This is a genomic window from Arthrobacter sp. NicSoilB11 (assembly GCF_019977375.1).
Classification (GTDB): Bacteria; Actinomycetota; Actinomycetes; order Actinomycetales; family Micrococcaceae; genus Arthrobacter.
The window spans coordinates 2,539,658-2,559,900 of sequence record NZ_AP024657.1 but is presented as its reverse complement, the minus strand read 5'-3'; the positions used below and the strand labels follow the sequence as shown (position 1 = coordinate 2,559,900).

Here is a 20,243-nt window from a genome sequence, read left to right as displayed (position 1 = left end):
CTTGAAGCGCAGGCACAAAGGGTGTTGGCTTGGGGAGTAATGGAAATCACTATGCACACTGCATATATGAGGTATTGGAGGAACACGTGAGCGAGGCCGACGCCGCCACTTCGGTAAATGTGGCGGAAAAATTGGGTTTCAAGAACGGGGATCTGATTCAGGAGTTCGGTTACGACGACGATGTCGATTTCGACTTGCGTGACGATATTGAGGACCTCACCGGTTCCGAGTTGCTGGACGAGGACGACCATGAGGTGGCGGACGCCGTCATCCTGTGGTGGCGCGACGGCGACGGGGACCTGGTGGACAGCCTGATGGATTCCCTCACTACCCTGAGCGAAAACGGTGTTGTCTGGGTCCTCACCCCCAAGTCAGGCAGGGACGGCTACGTCTCGCCAGCAGACATCCAGGAAGCCGCACCCACCGCCGGCCTGCACGTCACCACCTCAGCGGGAGTCTCGAAGGACTGGAGTGCAACCCGCCTTGTCAGCAGGAAGAACAAATGACGTCAGCGGTTGAGGCCGCTTCCGCAGCTGTTCCTGCACTGGGCGCGGAAGCGCCCGACTTCGAGCTTGCCAACCAGTACGGCGAGCCCGTGACGCTGTCATCCTTCCGGGGGCAGAACGTGGCCCTGGTCTTCTACCCGTTTGCATTCTCGGGGATCTGCACGGGTGAACTGTGCGAGATACGGGACAACCTGGCCACATTCGAGGATTCGAACGCGGTGGTCCTTGCAGTGTCCGTGGACAGCAAGTTCAGCCTCCGGGCCTATGCGGCGCAGGAAGGCTACAGCTTCGACCTCCTTGCCGACTTCTGGCCGCATGGGGCCGTGGCCAGTGCTTACGGTGTGTTCGACGACGTCAGTGGCATGGCCAAGCGCGCCACCTTCATCATCGACGCCGACGGCAGGATCCGTTACAGCGTTGTGAATCCCCGCGGACAGGCCCGGGACTTCGCCGAATACCGCGCGGCCCTGGCGGATCTGAAACAGGCCTGATCGACCATGGCGGAACATCGGCGGGGGACGGGCCTTACCGGCTTTGCCAGCATGCCGCCGGTAGCCCCTGCTCCGCTGTCAGCCGATGACCTCGAGGTGCTGGCCAGGATCCGCGACCTGCTTGCCGGTGCCCCGTTCGCCCTGCTGACGGGCGCGGGCCTGAGCACCGACTCCGGCATTCCGGACTACCGTGGCCCGGACTCGCCGCCGCGGCAGCCCATGACCTACCAGGAGTTTGTCCGGGACGCGGCCAACCGGCGCCGCTACTGGGCCCGGAACCACATCGGGTGGTCCCACATGCGGCACGCGGACCCGAACGTGGGCCACTATTCAGCAGCGGAGCTGGAACGCCGCGGTTACCTCACGGGCCTCATTACCCAGAACGTTGACCGCCTGCACCAGGACGCCGGCAGCTCCAACGTCGTCGATCTGCACGGCCGGTATGACCAGGTGATATGCCTCGACTGCGGGCGGACCTACACCCGGCGCCTCCTGGCCGGTGTTTTCGAGGAACTCAACCCCGGATTCCTGGAACGGGCAGCGGCGTCCGGGTTGGTGGAGATGGCGCCGGATGCTGACGCCACCGTGGAGGACCAGGCCCTCATCAGCAGCTTCGTGGTGCCGGTCTGTCCTGCCTGCGGCGGTACCCTGAAGCCGGACTTCGTCTACTTTGGGGAAAATGTGCCCAAGGACCGGGTGGAACGTTCGTACGCCATGGTGGACGGGGCAGCCGCGCTGGTGGTTGCCGGTTCATCCCTGACGGTCATGAGCGGACTTCGGTTTGTGCGGCATGCCGCCAAGGAATCCAAGCCGGTGGTAATCATCAACAGGGGCGCCACCCGGGGTGATGACAAGGCGACCGTCAAGCTTGAAGCCGGCGTCAGCCAGGCGCTGGGCTACCTCGCGGCCGAACTCCCCGCCCTGTAGGGACACCTCAGGCGGTTCGGTGCGCGGATTCGCGTTTCCGGCCCCCTGTCGGGTAGAGTTTATGTTCGTTGGTTGCGGCAGTCCGGCCGGAAACCGCCTGATTTGGGTCTTTAGCTCAGCTGGTAGAGCGCCACGTTTACACCGTGGATGTCATCGGTTCGATCCCGGTAGGACCCACCAAACTACAAACCCGCTGTCCCCGCCTTACCGGCGGGCGGCGGGTTTTTTGCTGCCCGCCCTCCTGCCGTCATTGTCGGACCCTTGCCATACGTTGCAGGAATGGAACATGTCATGGTGCACACAGACAGCAACGGAATACCGACGACGGTGCTGAGCCGGGGCAGGGAATGGGCGGTTGGTGCCGAGCCGGTCAGGTGGTTCGAGCGCATCAACTGGTGGGAAACCAGCCGGCGGATGCCGAAGGGCAACAGTGGTGTGGACGTCGAAGTCCTGCAGCTGCAGGTGCGGCTGGGCAACAACAGCAAGTCAGCGCTGACCACCATGTACCTCCAGCGCGATGGGATCGGCGGAGGCTGGAGGCTACGGGAGACGGCAGCGGACGCAGCTTGACGTATCAATGCCTGGATACGCAGGCATCACGCCGGCGTTGACTTTCCGGCATTGGAAAACCCTCCACCGCGGCTATTGGGGGATGCCGCGGTGGAGGGCTTGGGATGAATATACCGTGAACTGCTGGAAACAAAAAGTCATGCGCCGTTCGGCTGCTTCACGTTGGATCAGGGCCACGAAAACCGCCGTTCACAGGCCGTCATGGTGGTTGTTGTTCACATGAATGGACACTATGGCACCGCCGGGCGGCGGGTTGGACGTGGAGGATTTGTGGGATCCCTAGGTTCACGGGAAGGTCCTTGAGGATCAGTCGCCCACCAGTGAGGTCCATAAAACCTGCCTCAACCCGGACAGCAGCGGAAACGTAGTTCCAGGCACTGTGGAGTTCATTATGCTGAATTGTGACTAGGATATTGAACGACTCTTTCCAGTGCGACGATGTGAGGCAGATCATGGAGGACAAGCGGGCAGGCTTCGTGGGCCTGGGGCATATGGGTAATTTGATGGCTTCCAATGCCATCGCCGGGGGCTGGCAGATCAGCGGCTGGAACCGGTCGCCTGAAGCGCTCACCCGGCTGCAGGACCTCGGCGGGTGTGCCGTTGAGCGGGTCGTGGAGATGCGGAACCTCCCCGCCATCGTGTTCATGCTGCCTGACCTGCCACACATAGAGGAAACAGCACATGACCTGCTGGAGAGCTGGAAGCAGAACCCGCCGGCACCGAATACCGTCCTGCTGGTCATGAGCAGCGTTTCGCCCACCGGCGTACAGGAATTCGGGCGGCGCGTCCGGGAGTTCAGTTCCGGCAACGCACGGGTCGTGGATGCACCCGTGAGCGGAGGCACCAAGGGTGCGGCGGACGGCACCCTCGCCATCATGGCAGGAGCGGACGACGAACAGTCCTTCCGCCGCGTTGAGCCCCTGCTGCTGACCATGGGTACCACAGTGCGCCACCTTGGCCCACTGGGCGCGGGCTCACTTGCCAAGGCCTGCAACCAGTTGGTGGTGGGGACCACGACGGCGGCGCTTGCCGAGGCTGCCGAACTTGCCGAACGCTCCGGGCTGGATCCGGCGGCACTGTTCGAGGTCCTGTCCGGCGGCTTGGCCGCGAGCAGGGTCCTGGAGATCGTGGGCCCGCGCCTGGTCACCAAGGATTACACCCCCACCGGCCCGGCCAAATTCATGCACAAGGACCTTGGGTTTGTGCTGGATGCCGCCGAGGCGGCGGGCGTGGCAACCCCAATGGCAGCGGCCGGCATCGAGCTCTACGCGGAGCTAAGGCGCCAGGGCCACGGCGACCAGGACCTTGCCGTCGTGCGGCAGGTGGTCTCCAACCTCAGTCAAGGAGCCGCGGGAGCGGCGGAAGGAACAGTTGCACCATGAGTTCTTTGTTTGATTTGACCGGCCGGGTTGCCTTGGTGACGGGGTCCAGCCGGGGGATTGGCAACGCGTTGGCGCGGGCACTGGCCGACGCCGGGGCAACGGTGGTGTTGAACGGTATCAACGGGGAGCGGCTCAAGGATGCCGCGGCGGCGATGGCCGCCGACTACGCTCCGGGCCGGGTTCACAGTGTCGCTTTTGACGTGACGAGTGACGCCGGGGCGGCGCGCGGGGTGGCATGGGTGGAGGAGCATGTGGGGCCGTTGGAGATCCTGGTGAACAATGCAGGGATCCAGCACCGGGTGCCGATGCTGGATTTGGACGTGAAGGATTGGGAACGGGTGATTTCCACGGACCTGACCAGCGCGTTCCTGGTGGGCCGGGAAGCAGCGCGGTACATGATCCCGCGGGGGCGGGGGAAGATCATCAACATCTGCTCGGTGCAGACGGACCTGGCCCGCCCCACGATCGCGCCGTACATTGCGGCGAAGGGCGGGCTGCGGAACCTGACCCGGGCGATGACGGCGGAGTGGGCCGGGTCCGGGTTGCAGATCAACGGGATCGCGCCGGGCTATATCCATACGGAGATGACGCAGAACCTGGTGGATGATGAGCAGTTCAACTCCTGGATCCTGGGCCGGACCCCGGCCAACCGGTGGGGGACCGTGCAGGACCTGGCCGGGCCGGCCGTGTGGCTGGCCTCGGACGGGTCTGATTTCGTGAACGGGCAGACTATTTTTATCGATGGCGGAATGACGGTGGTGGTCTGATGGCACTGGATACAGCACTGCCCGTGTCCGGCCCGGCCGTGGTGGCGCACGCCGCCAACGATCTGCGGATCGACGAGCTGGCCCTTACCGCTCCGGCCGCGGATGAGGCGGTGGTCGAGGTGGCGTTCGGCGGGATTTGCGGGTCGGACCTGCACTACTGGCTGCACGGCGCGGCCGGGGAGTCGATCCTGAGGGCGCCGCTGGTGCTGGGCCATGAAATTTCCGGGACGGTGGTCCGGGCCGCGGCTGACGGGACCGGCCCGGCCGCGGGCACTGCGGTGGCGGTCCATCCGGCCACCCCGGGCCCGGGTGCCGCACGTTACCCGGCGGACCGGCCCAACCTGTCCCCGGGCTGCACCTACCTGGGCAGTGCCGCGCGGTTCCCGCACACGGACGGGGCGTTCAGCCGGTACGTGAACTTCCCCACCCGGATGCTCCGGCCCCTGCCCAACGGTGTTGGCCTGCGGACCGCCGCGTTGATCGAGCCGGCCGCCGTGGCCTGGCACGCCGTCTCCCGGGCCGGGGACGTGGCCGGCAAATCGGCGCTCGTGATCGGGTCCGGGCCCATCGGGGCCCTCGCCGTCGCCGTCCTGAAACGCGCCGGCGCGGCCCGGATCACCGCCGTCGACGTGCACCCCACACCACTGGAAATCGCCCAAGCCGTGGGAGCGGACCAGGTGATCACCGGCGGCGATGCGGAGGCGATCGCCGCCGTGGAGGCCGACGTCGTGATTGAATCCTCCGGCACCCACCACGGCCTGGACTCCGCCATCCAGGGCGCGGCCCGCGGCGGCACCGTGGTGATGGTGGGCCTGCTGCCCACCGGGCCGCAGCCGGTACTGATCTCCCTGGCCATCACCCGCGAACTCGACCTCAAAGGCTCCTTCCGGTTCAACGACGAGATCGATAACGTCATCGCCGCCCTCACCGACAGGACCCTGCACATCGAGCCCGTCATCACCCACGAATACCCCGTGGACAACGCACTGGAAGCCTTCACCATGGCCCGCAACTCCGCCGAATCCGGAAAAGTCCTCCTCAGCTTCGGCCCCCGGAGCGAAGCTACTGTCGAACGGGGATAAACACCCGTGGCTGTTCCGTCCAGGTGTCGGCCATCTGGGACATGGTGCGCCGCATGATCCGGTCAGAGGCTTCGCGCGCGGACGCGGCATCGCCCCTGGCAATCGCTTGCGCCACATCCTCGTGCCACTGGAGGGCGGCCTGGTGCGGGTGGTCGGGCATCAGGCCATGAACGGTGCGGCCTGTCAGGGTCTCGGCCACCTGGCCCATGAGGTTGGCGAACATCTCGTTGCCCGAGCCGGAGAGCAGCAGGGAGTGGAACCGGATGTCCAGTTCCAGGAAGCGTGCAACTTCGCCGTTGTTGCCGGCCTCCCGCATTGCACGGGCAACGTCCACGAGCTCCATCCGCAGCGGTGCAGGGGCATTCTGTGCCGCCAGTTCGGCGGCCGCGGGTTCCACCGCGGCGCGCAGTTCGGCGAGGGAGCGGAGCTGCGCGCCGCGTGCGTCGCTTGCCAGCCGCCACCGGATCACCTGGGGATCGAAAGGATTCCAACGGCTTGCCGGCAGCACACGGATGCCCACCCGCTTGGTGGTTTCCACCAGCCCCAGCGACTGCAGGACCCGCACCGCTTCCCGGATCACCGAGCGGGACACTTTCAGCTCATCCTCCAACTGCTCCGCCAGCATGACGTGGCCCGCCGGAAGATCCCCCGAGATAATCCGGGTGCCCAGGTTGTCGATGGCACGGTGGTGGAGGCTGCTGGTCATGCTGCTAAGCCTAGTTGCTGGCCGACGCCCGGTTGTGCGTGCGCCCGGTGCCGCGGTGGTTCGCAGGGTGGCCAACCTGAACCGGCACCGAAACAATGGTTCCATTACGCAGCTGTTACTTTCGCGTCACAGCGAGAATATATATGCTTTATTCCGACCCCCTGATCTGCCCCGGTGTCTTCCCGCCTGCGGAAGCCGGCAACCGGGGCAAACAATGAATTGGAGTTATTGATGTCTGCAGCACACATCGGTGTCACCGGCCTCGCCGTCATGGGCGCCAACCTGGCCCGCAACCTGGCCCGCAACGGGTTCACGGTTGCCCTGCACAACAGGTCGGTGGAGAAGACCGACGCGCTGCTGGAGAAGCACGGCTCCGAAGGCGACTTCGTCCGGACCGAGACCCTCCAGGAACTTGTTGATTCCCTGGAAAAGCCCCGCCGGGTGCTCATCATGGTCAAGGCCGGCAAGCCGGTCGATTCCGTCATTGAGCAGCTGGAGCCGCTCCTGGAGCCGGGCGACATCATCATCGACGCCGGCAACTCCCACTACGAGGACACCCGCCGCCGGGAAGCCGCACTGGCCAAGAAGGACCTGCACTTCGTGGGCGTCGGTGTGTCCGGCGGCGAAGAGGGTGCACTGAACGGCCCGTCCATCATGCCCGGCGGTTCCAAGGAGTCCTACAAGGCCCTCGGCCCGCTGCTGGAGAAGATTTCCGCGAAGGTCGACGGCGAGCCCTGCTGCGCCTGGATCGGCACCGACGGCGCCGGCCACTTCGTCAAGATGGTCCACAACGGCATCGAATACGCCGACATGCAGGTTATCGGCGAGGCCTTCGACCTGCTCCGCTCCGGTGCCGGCATCGAGCCCGCCGAACAGGCCAAGATCTTCACCGAATGGAACAAGGGGGAGCTTTCATCCTTCCTGATCGAGATTTCCGCCGAGGTCCTGGGCCACGTGGACGCCAAGACCGGCAAGCCGTTCGTTGACGTCGTCGTCGACGCCGCCGGCCAGAAGGGTACGGGCCGCTGGACCGTCATTTCCGCCCTGGAACTCGGCTCGCCGGTGTCCGGCATCGCCGAATCCGTCTTCGCCCGCGCCCTCTCCTCCCAGGCCGGGCAGCGCAGGCTGGGCCAGGAACTGCTGGCAGGCAACGAGGCCGACGTCGAGATCCCGGAAAGCTTCGTTGAGGACGTCCGCCAGGCGCTCTACGCCTCCAAGCTGGTCTCCTACGCCCAGGGCCTGGACATGCTGACCTCGGCCGCCAAGGAATACGGCTGGGAACTGAAGCTGGACGAGATCGCCTCCCTGTGGCGCGCCGGCTGCATCATCCGCGCCGAGCTCCTCAAGGACATCACCAAGGCCTACGCCGCGGACCAGAAGCCGGCCAACCTGCTGTTCGCCCCGGCATTCACCAAGGCCATTGCAGACGCCCTGCCGGCGTGGCGCCGCGTTGTTGCCACCGCCGTCCAGCTCGGCATCCCGGTGCCGGTGTTCTCCTCATCGCTGGCGTACTACGACGGCCTGCGCCGCAAGCGCGTGGCCGCCGCCCTGATCCAGGGCCAGCGCGACCTCTTCGGTGCACACACCTACGGCCGCATCGACACCGAGGGAACCTTCCACACCCTCTGGGGCGAGGACAAGTCCGAAGTTGAAGCGGTGGACACCCACTAGCAGCTGCCGCCGCAGGACAAAGGCGGGCAGTTTCCCGGTTCTCCGGGAAACTGCCCGCCTTTTGCTGTGCCTGGTACTTCTAGATCCGGTACTCGATGTCGTATTCGGCCGGATCGACGGCGGGCTTGGTTTCCCGCTGCGCGTCCCGGTGCCTCCATTTGGCCGGAACACCGGTAACGATCGATTCCGGCGGCGCATCCTTCACCACCACGGCGTTGGCGCCGACGGCACTGTCCCGGCCGATGGTGATGGGTCCCAGGATTTTGGCTCCGGCACCGATGGTGACCCGGTCACCGATGGTGGGGTGGCGTTTGATCCGGGCAAGTGAGCGCCCACCGAGCGTGACGCCGTGATAGATCATCACGTCCTCGCCGATCTCGGCTGTCTCGCCAATGACCACACCCATGCCATGGTCAATGAAGAAACGACGTCCGATCGTGGCACCCGGATGGATCTCAATACCGGTCCAGGACCGGCCCAGCTGGGACAGCAGGCGCGCCGGGAAGCGAAGCGACGGGTTCTGCCACATGCGGTGCGTCAGCCGGTGGATCCAGATGGCGTGCAGGCCGGAATAGGCGAAAAAGTTCTCAAAAGAACCTCGAGCCGCCGGGTCGTGGGACCGGGCGGCGTCGAGGTCTTCCTTCAGTCTTGCGAAAAAGCCCACAAAGTTCTTTCTACAGGAAACGGGCGGACGGCGGGCTGATCAGCCGCGGATGTCGTCATAGAGCACGGTGGAGATGTAACGCTCACCGAAGTCGCAAACGACCGCCACGATCAGCTTGCCGGCATTTTCCGGACGCTTGGCCAGTTCCAGCGCGGCCCAGACGATGGCGCCGGAGGAGATGCCGCCCAGGATGCCTTCCTTGATGCCCAGTTCGCGCGCAACGCGGACCGAGTCCTCCAGGTTCGCGTCAATAACCTCGTCGTAGACGTTGGTGTCCAGCAGCTCCGGGATGAAGTTGGCGCCCAGTCCCTGGATCTTGTGCGGGCCGGGGGCGCCGCCGTTCAGGATGGGGGAGTCCTTGGGTTCCACCGCCACGATCTGTACGCCGGGTTTGCGTTCCTTCAGGACCTGCCCGACGCCGGTGATGGTTCCACCGGTGCCAACGCCGGCCACGAAGATGTCCACGCCTCCGTCGGTGTCTTCCCAGACTTCCTCGGCGGTGGTCCTGCGGTGGATCTCCGGGTTGGCTTCGTTGGCGAACTGCTGGGCCCAAATGGAGTTCTCGGTGTTGGCCACGATTTCCTGGGCCTTTTCCACGGCTCCGCGCATGCCCTCGGACCCCGGGGTCAGGACGATCTCGGCACCGAAGGCGCGCAGCATGACCCGGCGCTCGGTGGACATGGTCTCAGGCATGGTGAGGATGACCTTGTACCCGCGGGCGGCACCCACCATGGCGAGGGCGATGCCCGTGTTGCCGGAGGTGCCTTCGACGATGGTGCCGCCGGGCTTCAGGGCGCCCGATTTTTCCGCGGCGTCGATGATGGCAACGCCGATGCGGTCCTTGACGCTGTTGGCCGGGTTGTAGAACTCCAGCTTCACGGCAACGGTGGCGTCCAGCCCCTCGCTGAGCCGGTTCAGCCGGACCAGTGGGGTCCCGCCCACCAGTTGCGTCACATCGTCATAGATCCGTGCCATGTACATACGCCTATCTCTAAGGGGTGAATACTGAGGTCAGCCTAACGAGGCCGCGTAACGGAGGCTAAGCGTTAAGCCATGCAGAGTAATATTTCCGGGCCTTGGCCAGCTTGGGGTTGATGATCACCTGGCAATACCCCTGCTCCGGGTGTTTGGCGTAGTAATCCTGATGGAATTCCTCCGCCACGTGGAACCGCGGCAGGCGGCTGACCTCGGTGACAATGGGATGCGGCCACAGCGCCTGGTTGCGTTCGATGGCTTCCTCGAACAGGATCTTCTCCTCCGTGGTCTCGTAGAACATCGAGGAACGGTACTGGGTGCCCACGTCGTATCCCTGCCGGTTCAGCGTGGTGGGGTCATGAAGGGCGAAGAACATGTCAAGGACAACTTCCGCGGGGATAACCTCCTCGTCGAAGGTCACCGCCACCACCTCCGCGTGGCCAGTGGTTCCACTGCAGACCGAGTAGTAGTCCGGATGGGGATCGTGCCCGCCGGTGTAGCCGGACACCACCGAGGTGACACCCCGTGTCTTCTGGTAGACGGCGTCAAGGCACCAGAAGCAACCTCCGCCAAGAACAAAAGTTTTCATGACCTCTTCAATGGTTGACGGCCCGGGATCATTCCCTGCCGGCCCCGCGCCATGCCGCAAACTGCGGCGGCCGCAAGCCGATGGGGTAAAACTAAGACTATGGAACCTGTGGACACCGACGTTACCGGCCAGGCAGATCACGACGGCGAAGCCTCCTCCGACACGCCGGCTCCGGCCGGTTCCGCGGACGCTCCCACTTTGGCCGAACTGCTCCTGGCAGTTGAGGAACTGTGGCCGGAGTCCCTGGCGGAAAACTGGGACGAGGTAGGGCTCGTGGCAGGCCACCCGTCCGCCGCCGTCACCAAGGTGATGTTTGCGGTTGATCCCACGCTGGAGGTCATCGAGGAAGCCGTTGAGTGGGGAGCCGAACTGCTCATCACCCACCACCCCCTCCTGCTGAAGGGCGTCACGTCGGTCGCCGCCACGTCGGCGAAGGGCCGGGCAGTCCACCGGCTCATCGAGTCGGGAACGGCACTGCTGACCGTGCACACCAACGGCGACTCCGCCGTCGGAGGCGTTTCCGATGTCCTGGCCGACGCCCTGGGGCTCCAGGACGTCGCCCCGCTCACGGTGGCCGCCAACGGGCTCCCGGAGGAAGGCATTGGCCGCGTGGGCGACCTGGCGGATGCCATGAGCCTGGGCGACTTCGCGGCCCGGGTGTTTGGAATTCTTCCGTCAGTGGCCGGGGGAGTGCGGGTCTCCGGCGACAAGGACGGACTGGTGCGGCGCATCGCGGTGTGCGGCGGTGCCGGCGATTCGCTGTTCAATGAGGTGCGCGCCAGCAACGCCGACGTCTACGTCACCGCGGACCTTCGCCACCACCCGGCATCCGAGGCGCGCGAAGCCGCCCTCAACGGACGGCCGTACCTGGTGGACGTGTCGCACTTCGCCAGTGAATGGCTTTGGCTGCCTGCGGCCGCGGCCGCCCTGGGCAACGTCCTGGCTGACCAGGGACATGAGGTGGAGATCCAGGTCAGCACCACCAACAGCGACCCCTGGGACTTCATCCTCACGCCGGGCTAGGCAGCAGCCCGGGATGCGGCGAGGCAGGGAAGCGGGGCCACGCGCTAGAGTCTAGGAAGCGCCGGTTCGGTGCCCGGCCACGGCCGGAAGGGATTTATCGGAGGTAACAGTGGCCAAGGCAGCACCGGCGGAACAGTTGAAGTTGCTTGAACTGCAGGGGCTGGACGCCCGGCTGAAGGGCCTCACCAACCGCCGCCGCACGCTGGAAAACGATCCCCGCATCAAGGACCTCGAAGCCGCGCTCTCTGTCGCCAACGGTGAACTGGGAGCAGCCAAGGTGGCTGTGCACGATGCCGAGGCCGCGCTTAAGCGGGCGGAAGCCGACGTCGAACAAGTTGCTTCACGGATCGAACGCGACGAGGCCAGGCTCAACAGCGGCACCGGCCTTTCCAAGGACCTGGTTGCACTGCAAAAGGACATCGCCTCGCTCAACAAGCGGCGCTCCGACCTTGAGGACGTGGAGCTGGAGGTCATGGAGCGGCTGGACAGCCTGCGGGAACGGCAGGCGGCGCAGCAGCAGATTGTCGACGACATCCAGGGCTCCTTTGCCACCATCCGGGCCGAGCTTGACGCGGCCCTCGCGGAGGTGGAAACGGAAGCGGCAGGGCTTCGCGCCCAGCGCGCCGCGTTCGCTGCAGGCCTGGAGGCGGGCATGCTGGCGGTTTATGAAAAGACGCTTGCCAAGCGCGGAGTGGGCGCGGCCCGGCTGTTCCACGGCACCTCCGAAGCCTCCGGCATGAAGCTCAGCCCCGGCGACCTCGCGGAGATCAAGGCTTCGGCCGCGGACGACATCGTGTTCTGCCCGGACTCCGGCGCCATCCTGGTCCGCTCGGACGAGTGGTCCTGACCGGCCGGATCAGCCCGGCAGGATGATGTTCAGGGCGTGCGGCCTGCGGGCCGTGCCCGGCACCAGTTCTGCGTCCCACTTCTCGCGGGCAGCCTTCAAAAGGTCCGACGGCGCCGTCGGGGCTTTACCGCGCCGTACCAGCAGGTGCCGCGCCAGTTCCCCCCGGGTGTGCTTGGCGAAGTGGCTCACCACTTTGCGGACCCCACCTGTTTCGGTGAAGACGTTGACCGCCACGGTCTGTTCCTGCGGCGGTGCCCAGGCGGCTGCATAGGTGCTGGACCGGCAGTCCACCACCAGGTGCCCCCGGGCGGCGCTGCCCAGGGTTTCGCCAAGCTGCGTCTTCCAGAACGGGGCCAGCCTGCCGACGTCGGGCAGTGCCGTGCCCATGGAGAGCCGGTAGGCCGGGACGCTGTCGCCGAAGCGAAGGGCACCCCACAGGGCCGAGATCACCAGGACGGACGCGTCCGCCTTGCGCCGCTGGGCCGGTGTCAGGCTCCGATAGCCAAGGGCGTCGTACAGGACGCCGGAATAGATGCTGTGTGCGGGCGCTGCCGGCTCGGCGCCCAGGCGCGTATTGCGTTCCACGTCCTCACGCAGTGATGCGCCCACGCCCAGCAGGGCGAGGGCGTCCTGGTGGGCACTGACGGTTCCCAGCGCTTCGAGGACCTTGGCGCGGTAGGGGTTCAATTCCGGAAAGCCGAGCGTGGACCAGTCGACGGCGGGTCCCCGGAGCGCGGGTGTCTTGCCTTCGGAAGGGGGAAGCAGAATCAGCACCGTCCGATCCTACCGGCGCAAAAGCGGGTGGCGGCGCCGGTAGACTGGACGGCGGATGGGACAGCCAGGCGGCCGCGCGTCACGCAAGTGGCTCGAGGAACGTCCGGGCTCCGCAGGGCAGGGTGGTGGGTAACGCCCACTCGGGGTAACCCGCAGGCCAGTGCCACAGAAAACAGACCGCCTGCATTGCCGGCTTTGGCCGGGAAGGGCAGGTAAGGGTGAAACGGTGGTGTAAGAGACCACCAGCTTCCCGGGTGACCGGGAAGGCTAGGTAAACCCCACCCGGAGCAAGGCCAGACAGGACACGTTCGAGGGCTGCCCGCCCGAGTGTCCGGGTAGGCCGCTGGAGGGTGCCGGCAACGGTACTCGTAGATGGATGGCCGTCGCTCCCTTTCCGGTAACGGCAGGGGAGAACAGAACCCGGCGTACCGGCTGTCCCATCCACATTCCGCGTTTGACCTAGGGCGATGCGTTGGGGATGCTGGACCGTGCCCGTTATTCCTGATCCCCGTCCCGCCGCCCGGGCCGGCGTCCCCGGCATCCGTTCCCAGGTCGTTGCGCTTGGCGGGTTCCTGGCGCTGTCCGCCGCGGCGTGGGTCATCGCTTCGGTTCCCATCATCCTGAATTCCAACGGGTGGTACGCCGGTTCGGTGAAGGCGCCGTGGATGCCGCCGCCGTGGATGTTCCGGAGCACCTGGATGGCGCTGTACACCGGCGTGGCGGCAGCCGCGTGGCTGGTCTGGCGCAAGGGCGGCCTGACCGGGAGCACCCGTGCAGGCTACATTGTCCAGCTGCTGCTCAACGCGGCGTGGCCGGCGGCCTTTTTTGCCCTGTACCCAATGCTCGGAGCTGCCGCTCTCTGGGCTGCGTTCGGGGTTATCTGCGCACTCGCCGGAACCTTGGTATTCCTGATCCTGCGCTTCGGGCCGGTGGACGCCGCCGCCGGCCTCCTGGTGCTGCCGTACTTTTCCTGGCTTGTCTTTTCCGCCAGCCTGAACCTCTACTCAGCCGTCCACAACTGAGTCCGGCAACACCACGGCTGCGGGGCATCCCGGCCATGTGAGTGATTTCACGCAGCGCAAGCGTGTTCCCGGCGGCGGGCCAAATTAGAATGGATCCCGGACGCAGGAGTTCTACCGCCGAAAGTTGCGTTCGCAACCGGCGGTTTTTCTTTGCACGCGATCCAGGCGCCTGGGGGCCATCCCTGCAGGCGCGGGTGCCCCTGGACATCATCAGGTGGCCTACATCTGTGTACGAGGACGTACACGGCTGAACCGAGGAAGGTATTTCTGTGAGCCAGACGTCTGATTCTTGTCTTGATACGTGGATGGGCCGGGAGGCCCTCGCCGAGGCCATGATCCCGGTGATCGGCAGGCTGTACCGCGAAAACAACGTGGTCACCAGCATCCACGGCCGGAGCCTGATCAACAAGTCCACCATGAACATCCTCAAGGCGCACCGCTTTGCACGCCGGATGAGCAAGGACGAACTGCTCCTCGAGGACACCGCGCCCCTGCTGAACACGCTGGCCGGACTGGAGCTGGGCGCTGCCGCGATCGACATCGCCCGCCTGAACCAGAAGTTCAAGGAAGAAGGCAACGGCGCCACCCTGGAGGAGTTCCTCCGCGCTGAGCTCGCCGAAATCGTTGGCAAGCGGGGCGGCGATGACCGCACCAGCACCGACGTCGTGCTCTACGGCTTTGGCCGCATCGGCCGGCTCCTGGCCCGCCTCCTCATCGAAAAGGCCGGTGGCGGCCACGGACTGCGCCTGCGCGCCATCGTGGTGCGCCGCGGCTCCGACAACGACCTCTCCAAGCGCGCCAGCCTGCTGCGCCGCGACTCCGTCCACGGGTCCTTCGAGGGCACCATCCGGATCGACGAGGACGCCAACACCATCACCGCCAACGGCGTGCAGATCCAGGTCATCTACTCCAACGACCCCGCCACCATCGATTACACCGCCTACGGCATCAAGGATGCCCTGGTGGTGGATAACACCGGCCGCTGGCGCGACGCCGAGGGACTTTCCCAGCACCTGCAGAGCAAGGGTGTGGCGCGGGTCCTCCTGACCGCACCGGGCAAGGGCGAGCTGAAGAACATCGTCCACGGCATCAACCACCGGGACATCACCGACTCGGACCGGATCGTCTCCGCGGCGTCCTGCACCACCAACGCCATCACCCCCGTGCTGAAGGCCATCAACGACAAGTTCGGCGTGGTGCACGGGCACGTGGAAACCGTCCACTCCTTCACCAACGACCAGAACCTGATCGACAACTTCCACAAGGGCGACCGCCGCGGCCGCTCTGCAGCCCTGAACATGGTCATCACCGAAACCGGCGCCGCCAAGGCAGTGGCCAAAGCCCTGCCCGAACTGCTCGGAAAGCTGACCGGCAGCTCCATCCGCGTCCCCACCCCGGACGTATCGCTGGCCATCCTGAACCTCAGCCTGGAAAACGGCACCACCAAGGACGAGGTCAACAACTACCTCCGTGAAATGTCGCTGCACTCGGACCTCCGCAAGCAGATCGACTACATCGACTCACCCGAGGTTGTCTCCACCGACTTTGTCGGCTCCCGCCGCGCCGGCATTGTTGATGGACTCGCTACGGTCTCCACGGACAAGAACCTGGTCCTCTACGTCTGGTACGACAACGAATTTGGCTACAGCTGCCAGGTGGTGCGCGTTATGGAGGAAATGGCCGGCGTGAATCCGCCGTCGTTCCCCGCCAAGGAAAGCGCCGCCGCCCTGGCCGCCATCGCGGTCTGACCCTGTCCGCCACGTCCAGCGAATTCCCGGCTGGTTCTCTGGAATCAGCCGGGAAAGGGGACCACACTGGTGGCATGGACAACGAATCGACTCTTCAGCACGACACCACCCTCGAACACGCCCTGGACGTGGCCAAGGCGAACCACAAGGAAGCAGTACGGCTGCTTGAACGCGCCCGCGCCGCACACGCGGCCGGGGATGTCAGCCAGGACCGCGTGCGCCAGCTCGAGGGACTGCTGGCCATTGCCGAGGAAGACCTTCGAAGGGTCACCAGGGAGCAGTAGCCCAAAGGCGGCCGCGCCGGCCGTGTGAGCCATCACTCGTCCTCAACAGTGTGGATATCACCGGCTTGGGGTGCCCTTTGTCCTAGGCTCTTGGGGTGCCTGACTTTCCCCTTCCGGCGTCGACGCCTTGACCGTCCACTGGGCTGCCTACCGCCGCGCACGCCGCCGTTCCCGGCAGGCCTGGGCGCTGCTGGCAACGGCCACAGTATGCATCGTCGCTGCCCTGTCGTGGTTCTTCACCGCAGGACAGTTTGCAGCCGCAGGGCCGGCGCCGGAGGGCCCGACCGAGGCGCCGGTCTTCGATGCCGCGTGGATGAAACCGGTGCAGGAACCAAACCCTGTACCGGCGGGCAGTGCCCTCTCTGCACTCGACGGCCTCGCCGTGAAGGGCCGGGCACCGAACACCGGCTACAGCCGCGAGGCCTTCGGCCCGGCGTGGCTGGATGTCGACAGGAACGGCTGCGATACCCGCAATGACATCCTGCGACGGGACCTTGCCGGCGTGATGTTCGCCGAAGGCTCCACCTGCAAGGTAACGGCCGGTCACTTCCGGGAACCCTATACAGGCCAGGACGTGGACTTCCAGCGCGGTTCAGACAGCAGCCGGGCTGTCCAGATCGACCATGTGGTGGCGCTCGGGGATGCCTGGCAGAAGGGGGCCCAGGGCCTGGCGCCCAAGGAACGCCAGAGCCTGGCCAACGACCCCCTGAACCTGATTGCCGCGGACGGCGCTGCCAACCAGCAGAAGAGCGCAGCGGACGCCGCCACGTGGCTGCCGAAGAACACCGCACTGCGCTGCCATTACGTGGCCCGCCAGATCTCTGTGAAGGCCGCCTACGGCCTGTGGGTGACGGCTGCCGAGAAGGACGCCATGAAGCGTGTCCTCGGCTCCTGCCCCCGGCAGGAAACCATCACTGCCCGCTGACGGGGACCTGCCCGGAAGGGATGAGTGGCCGAACTTGTCAGTGGCCGAACGGATCCGGGTCCACGCCGGGCATCCACGTCAACCCCGGCACGCCCCACCCGTTTTTCTTCGCCTGCTTCCTGGCTTTGCGGGAATAGCGGTCAATCAGCCGGTTGACATACAGCTTTCCGTCCAGGTGGTCGTATTCGTGCTGGATTACCCGGGCGAACCAGCCCGTTGCCTCAAACTTCACCGGGTTTCCAAAGCCGTCGAACCCCTCCACCCGGGCCCATTCGGCCCGCTTGAGCGGATACTGCTCACCGGGGAAGGAAAGGCAGCCCTCCTCCTCCTCGTCGGGGTCGGGCGCCGCGCCGGAGACCTTGGACAGTGTCAGCACGGGATTCACCAGTACACCGCTTGGGGGAGCGCCATCGTCGTTGGCGTACTTGTAAACGAAGATTCTCTTGCCCACGCCGATCTGCGGGGCGGCGAGGCCCACGCCATGCGCGGCTTCGTTGGTTTCGAACATGTCGGCAATGAGGGTGCGCAGTTCGTCGTCGAAAACCTCCACCTCGGCCGCGCGCCGGTGCAGGACAGGCTCGCCCCAGATGGTGATTGGCAGAACGGTCATATCAGTTGTCCCTCGGCTTTCGCGGTGTCCCCGGTTTTCCTGCGCGTACCCCCGGTGGGGCACAACAAAGGAGGCCGCACCGGATATCCGGTGCGGCCTCCCATGTTGACGGCTGCATGTGCCGCCCCGTGAGGGTGAGCGACGGGGGTTGAACCCGCGACCTCCTGGACCACAACCAGGCGCTCTGCCAACTGAGCTACGCCCACCATGTGCTTCAAGTGAAATCCGCCTTAGCGGCTCCCTGGAAACGCAACTCAAATAGCTTACCTGTTCGGAAGGGGTGCTTTGTCCACTTTTAGCGATTTTCGCCAAATTTCACCGAAACGTGGCGCAGATTACTCCCCGGCCTGCCCGGCGGACCCGCCGGTGGTGATCCCCTGGGCGATCTTCTGGGCGGTGGCGCTGTCAGGTCCGGGCGCGGGGACGAAGACGGCTTCGCGGTAGTACCGCAGTTCATCGATCGAATCCTTGATGTCCCCGAGTGCGCGGTGTCCACCCTTTTTGGCCGGTGACTGGAAGTAGGCACGCGCGTACCAGCGGCGCGACAACTCCTTGATGGTGCTGACGTCGATGACCCGGTAGTGGAGATGTTCCACCACGGCGGGCATGTCCCGCGACAGGAACACGCGGTCCGTGCCCACCGAGTTGCCGCCCAGCGGCGCCTTGCGTGGATCCGGAACCCAGGCGGAGATGTACTCCATTACCGCGGCCTCGGCTTCTGCCATCGTCTTGCCGTGCGGAAGTTCCGCCAGCAGCCCCGACTTGGTGTGCATGTCCCGGACGAAGTCGGACATCTGTGCAACCGCGGCGTCGTCGGGTTTGATGACCACGTCAACGCCGTCACCCAGGATGTTCAGTTCCGAATCGGTGACCAGGGCTGCCACCTCGATGAGGGCGTCGTTCTTGATGTCCAGACCGGTCATTTCGCAGTCGATCCAGACGATTCGTTCGTTAGATATAGGCACCGGACCAGCCTACCGTTACACTCCCGGACCCCCTGCCGATGCTAGGATTTCGGGTACGCGGCGGGTCGCCCTTCCGCCCTGAACCATGTCCTGGCCGGCCCGTGCGGCGCGCCGGGCAAACCGCGGAAACGCAAGAAGATTGGACAATCCTGAGATGACGGCGCCTGTGCCCGCAACGGGGGAGATGGCGGCGGCCGGCAGTGCTGGAACGGGCAGTGCCGAGGTGGACAATCCGCGCTCGCCACTGCTTGTCGGTTTCCTGGGGTCCGTGTTCATGCTGTTCGGATCCTTCGGCGTGGGCTGGCTGGCCCCGGTATCGGAACTGCGCCGCATGCCCCTGTTTATCTGGATGCGCACTGAAGCCCCCGGCGTGGCCCTGTCCATCGTCCTGGTGGCGGTGGGGGGCATGCTGCTGGTGCGCGCCTGGCTGCGCCTTGGCCAGAAGGTCCGGGTGTGGGGACCGCAGGCGCGGCGGGCCACCCTGGCCGCGCTTGCGGCGTGGGGGCTTCCCATGATGTTCAGCGTGCCGCTCTTCAGCCGTGACGTCTACGCCTATATCGGGCAGGGGCGGCTGATGGTGGAGGGCTTCAACCCCTACGAAAACGGCATCTCCGCCCTGTCCAACTACTTCCAGCTCGGCGCGGACAAGATGTGGACAGAAGCCCCGGTTCCCTACGGCCAGCTGTTCCTGTGGATTGAACAATTCGTCGTCTGGGCCACCAACGTCCAGCCGGAGGCCTGCGTCATGCTGTTCCGGCTGGTGGCGGTGGCCGGCGTGGTCCTGTGCGTCATCTACGTGCCCCGGCTCGCGGAACTTCACGGCGTCAACCCGCACCGTGCCCTCTGGCTGACCGTGGCGAACCCGCTTTTCCTGACCAACTTCATCGCCAGCGTGCACAACGACTCCCTGATGATCGGGCTGGCCCTGGCGGGGCTGTACTACTCCGCCACCCGCCGGGAAATCCTCGGCATTGTGATCGTGACCCTGTCCATCGCCGTCAAGCCCATCACCATCGTCTTCCTGCCGTTCATCGGCCTCCTCTGGGCAGGGAAGAATGCTGGCTGGCTGCGGAAGGCTGCCTTCTGGGCGTTGACGGCCGGCATCAGCCTCGCGCTCCTGGCCGCGATGAGCCTGGTCAACGGATTCGGCTTCGGCTGGATCAACGGGCTGTCCGCTCCCGGCAGCATCTCCATCTGGTATGCCCCGGTGGGGCTGATCGGCATGGTGGTGGGATCGCTGGCCAACGCGTTCGGCCTGGACGGGTCGGTGCCGGCGGGCTGGGTGTTCGACGCCGGGAAGCTGCTTGCCGTGGGCATCGTCGCCTGGCAGATCCTCAAGGGGGACTACGACCGGCTGATGCGCCGGCTGGCCCTCGGTTTCGCCGCCGTGGTGCTGCTGGCCCCCATCATCCAGTCCTGGTATGTCGTCTGGCTGATCCCGCTCTTCGCCGTGACCGGGATCCGCAACGACTGGCAGGTCAAGGCCCTGTACTTCGTGGTGTCGTTCTTCATGATCTACGCCATTTCGGACCAGCTGGACGTCTTCCCCTACCTGCAGACCCAGGATCTGGGCTTCGCCCTTGCCCTGGCACGGATCGCCGCGGCGCTGACGGCTCTCCTGTTCGCCCTGTACCTGATCTTCTGGGACCCCGGCACCCGCAGGCTGTTCCGCAAAACGCACGAGCCCGTCGTCGAACGTCCCGTGATCTAGCCGT

Annotated in this window: 22 protein-coding genes, 2 tRNA genes and 1 other RNA gene; 17 read left to right on the top strand and 8 right to left on the bottom strand. The window is 65.5% G+C overall.

Annotated features, from left to right (window positions below; genetic code table 11):
* Window positions 1–86: 86 nt before the first annotated feature.
* The 8 genes from LDO14_RS11905 to LDO14_RS11870 all read left to right on the top strand — a co-directional run bounded on the left by LDO14_RS11905 (window position 87) and on the right by LDO14_RS11870 (window position 5,725).
* A complete protein-coding gene (locus LDO14_RS11905) occupies window positions 87–506 on the top strand; it encodes a DUF3052 domain-containing protein (RefSeq protein WP_026265808.1) in 420 nt (139 codons plus the stop codon).
* A complete protein-coding gene (locus LDO14_RS11900) occupies window positions 503–997 on the top strand; it encodes a peroxiredoxin (protein WP_223991923.1) in 495 nt (164 codons plus the stop codon). The genes LDO14_RS11905 and LDO14_RS11900 overlap by 4 nt, the downstream gene beginning before the upstream one ends.
* 6 nt (window positions 998–1,003) lie before the next feature.
* The gene (locus tag LDO14_RS11895) at window positions 1,004–1,924 is read left to right on the top strand and encodes an NAD-dependent protein deacetylase (protein WP_018769521.1); all 921 of its coding nucleotides are present in this window, start codon (window positions 1,004–1,006) and stop codon (window positions 1,922–1,924) included.
* Between the two features lie 104 nt (window positions 1,925–2,028).
* A tRNA-Val gene (locus LDO14_RS11890) sits at window positions 2,029–2,104 on the top strand.
* Window positions 2,105–2,215: 111 nt separating this feature from the next.
* Entirely contained in the window at window positions 2,216–2,494 is a 279-nt protein-coding gene (locus LDO14_RS11885; protein ID WP_223991921.1) for a hypothetical protein, read from the top strand.
* 452 nt (window positions 2,495–2,946) lie between these two features.
* Complete coding sequence (locus LDO14_RS11880; RefSeq protein WP_223995205.1) at window positions 2,947–3,876, top strand: NAD(P)-dependent oxidoreductase; 930 nt, start codon at window positions 2,947–2,949, stop codon at window positions 3,874–3,876.
* A complete protein-coding gene (locus LDO14_RS11875; RefSeq protein ID WP_018769518.1) occupies window positions 3,873–4,643 on the top strand; it encodes an SDR family oxidoreductase in 771 nt (256 codons plus the stop codon). Before LDO14_RS11880 ends, LDO14_RS11875 begins: the two co-directional genes overlap by 4 nt.
* Window positions 4,643–5,725 carry an L-idonate 5-dehydrogenase gene (locus LDO14_RS11870; RefSeq protein WP_223991919.1) on the top strand — a complete coding sequence of 361 codons (1,083 nt, stop codon included), beginning with the start codon at window positions 4,643–4,645 and terminating at the stop codon, window positions 5,723–5,725. The genes LDO14_RS11875 and LDO14_RS11870 overlap by 1 nt, the downstream gene beginning before the upstream one ends.
* Here the strand turns inward: LDO14_RS11870 and LDO14_RS11865 are convergent.
* On the bottom strand, window positions 5,706–6,431 hold the full coding sequence (locus LDO14_RS11865) for an FCD domain-containing protein (protein ID WP_018769516.1): 726 nt from the start codon (window positions 6,429–6,431) through the stop codon (window positions 5,706–5,708). The two genes, LDO14_RS11870 and LDO14_RS11865, sit on opposite strands and share 20 nt — an antisense overlap.
* 231 nt (window positions 6,432–6,662) lie before the next feature.
* Here LDO14_RS11865 and gndA point away from each other — a divergent pair, with 231 nt between their 5' ends.
* Window positions 6,663–8,102, top strand: a complete 1,440-nt coding sequence (gndA, locus tag LDO14_RS11860) for an NADP-dependent phosphogluconate dehydrogenase (protein ID WP_018769515.1) — start codon at window positions 6,663–6,665, stop codon at window positions 8,100–8,102.
* Window positions 8,103–8,181: 79 nt separating this feature from the next.
* On the opposite strand, the gene epsC is transcribed toward gndA, so the two are convergent.
* The 3 genes from epsC to msrA all read right to left on the bottom strand — a co-directional run bounded on the left by epsC (window position 8,182) and on the right by msrA (window position 10,330).
* Window positions 8,182–8,766, bottom strand: a complete 585-nt coding sequence (epsC, locus tag LDO14_RS11855; RefSeq protein ID WP_018769514.1) for a serine O-acetyltransferase EpsC — start codon at window positions 8,764–8,766, stop codon at window positions 8,182–8,184.
* Window positions 8,767–8,805: 39 nt separating this feature from the next.
* The gene (gene cysK / locus LDO14_RS11850; protein ID WP_026265806.1) at window positions 8,806–9,741 is read right to left on the bottom strand and encodes a cysteine synthase A; all 936 of its coding nucleotides are present in this window, start codon (window positions 9,739–9,741) and stop codon (window positions 8,806–8,808) included.
* A gap of 64 nt (window positions 9,742–9,805) precedes the next feature.
* Window positions 9,806–10,330: a peptide-methionine (S)-S-oxide reductase MsrA gene (gene msrA, locus LDO14_RS11845; RefSeq protein ID WP_018769512.1), complete on the bottom strand. Its 525-nt coding sequence runs from the start codon at window positions 10,328–10,330 to the stop codon at window positions 9,806–9,808.
* Between the two features lie 99 nt (window positions 10,331–10,429).
* Between msrA and LDO14_RS11840 the strand changes: the two genes are divergently transcribed.
* Both LDO14_RS11840 and LDO14_RS11835 read left to right on the top strand, forming a co-directional pair.
* Window positions 10,430–11,353, top strand: coding sequence for a Nif3-like dinuclear metal center hexameric protein (locus tag LDO14_RS11840; protein ID WP_200831090.1), 924 nt, complete (start codon window positions 10,430–10,432; stop codon window positions 11,351–11,353).
* A 109-nt stretch (window positions 11,354–11,462) separates the two neighbouring features.
* Window positions 11,463–12,200 (top strand): C4-type zinc ribbon domain-containing protein, encoded by a 738-nt coding sequence (locus LDO14_RS11835; protein WP_056390741.1) that lies wholly within the window; start codon window positions 11,463–11,465, stop codon window positions 12,198–12,200.
* Window positions 12,201–12,209: 9 nt separating this feature from the next.
* Here LDO14_RS11835 and LDO14_RS11830 read toward each other — a convergent pair whose 3' ends face one another.
* Entirely contained in the window at window positions 12,210–12,974 is a 765-nt protein-coding gene (locus LDO14_RS11830) for a peroxide stress protein YaaA (RefSeq protein ID WP_223991917.1), read from the bottom strand.
* A gap of 56 nt (window positions 12,975–13,030) precedes the next feature.
* On the opposite strand from LDO14_RS11830, the gene rnpB reads away from it, so the two are divergent.
* From rnpB to LDO14_RS11805, 5 genes are all read left to right on the top strand, one after another.
* An RNA gene (rnpB, locus tag LDO14_RS11825) (RNase P RNA component class A) lies at window positions 13,031–13,418 on the top strand.
* Window positions 13,419–13,462: 44 nt separating this feature from the next.
* Window positions 13,463–13,996 carry a TspO/MBR family protein gene (locus LDO14_RS11820; protein WP_223991914.1) on the top strand — a complete coding sequence of 178 codons (534 nt, stop codon included), beginning with the start codon at window positions 13,463–13,465 and terminating at the stop codon, window positions 13,994–13,996.
* Between the two features lie 305 nt (window positions 13,997–14,301).
* A complete protein-coding gene (locus tag LDO14_RS11815; RefSeq protein WP_018769507.1) occupies window positions 14,302–15,744 on the top strand; it encodes a glyceraldehyde-3-phosphate dehydrogenase in 1,443 nt (480 codons plus the stop codon).
* 74 nt (window positions 15,745–15,818) lie between these two features.
* Window positions 15,819–16,028, top strand: coding sequence for a hypothetical protein (locus LDO14_RS11810; RefSeq protein ID WP_018769506.1), 210 nt, complete (start codon window positions 15,819–15,821; stop codon window positions 16,026–16,028).
* A 127-nt stretch (window positions 16,029–16,155) separates the two neighbouring features.
* Complete coding sequence (locus LDO14_RS11805) at window positions 16,156–16,953, top strand: HNH endonuclease family protein (protein ID WP_018769505.1); 798 nt, start codon at window positions 16,156–16,158, stop codon at window positions 16,951–16,953.
* Between the two features lie 37 nt (window positions 16,954–16,990).
* On the opposite strand, the gene def is transcribed toward LDO14_RS11805, so the two are convergent.
* The 3 genes from def to orn form a co-directional block, all read right to left on the bottom strand.
* Window positions 16,991–17,563, bottom strand: coding sequence for a peptide deformylase (def, locus tag LDO14_RS11800; protein ID WP_018769504.1), 573 nt, complete (start codon window positions 17,561–17,563; stop codon window positions 16,991–16,993).
* A gap of 133 nt (window positions 17,564–17,696) precedes the next feature.
* Window positions 17,697–17,769 (bottom strand) — tRNA-His (locus tag LDO14_RS11795).
* 129 nt (window positions 17,770–17,898) lie between these two features.
* Window positions 17,899–18,486 (bottom strand): oligoribonuclease, encoded by a 588-nt coding sequence (gene orn, locus LDO14_RS11790; RefSeq protein ID WP_263422506.1) that lies wholly within the window; start codon window positions 18,484–18,486, stop codon window positions 17,899–17,901.
* Between the two features lie 196 nt (window positions 18,487–18,682).
* Between orn and mptB the strand changes: the two genes are divergently transcribed.
* Window positions 18,683–20,239, top strand: a complete 1,557-nt coding sequence (gene mptB / locus LDO14_RS11785; protein WP_018769502.1) for a polyprenol phosphomannose-dependent alpha 1,6 mannosyltransferase MptB — start codon at window positions 18,683–18,685, stop codon at window positions 20,237–20,239.
* Window positions 20,240–20,243 lie beyond the last annotated feature (4 nt).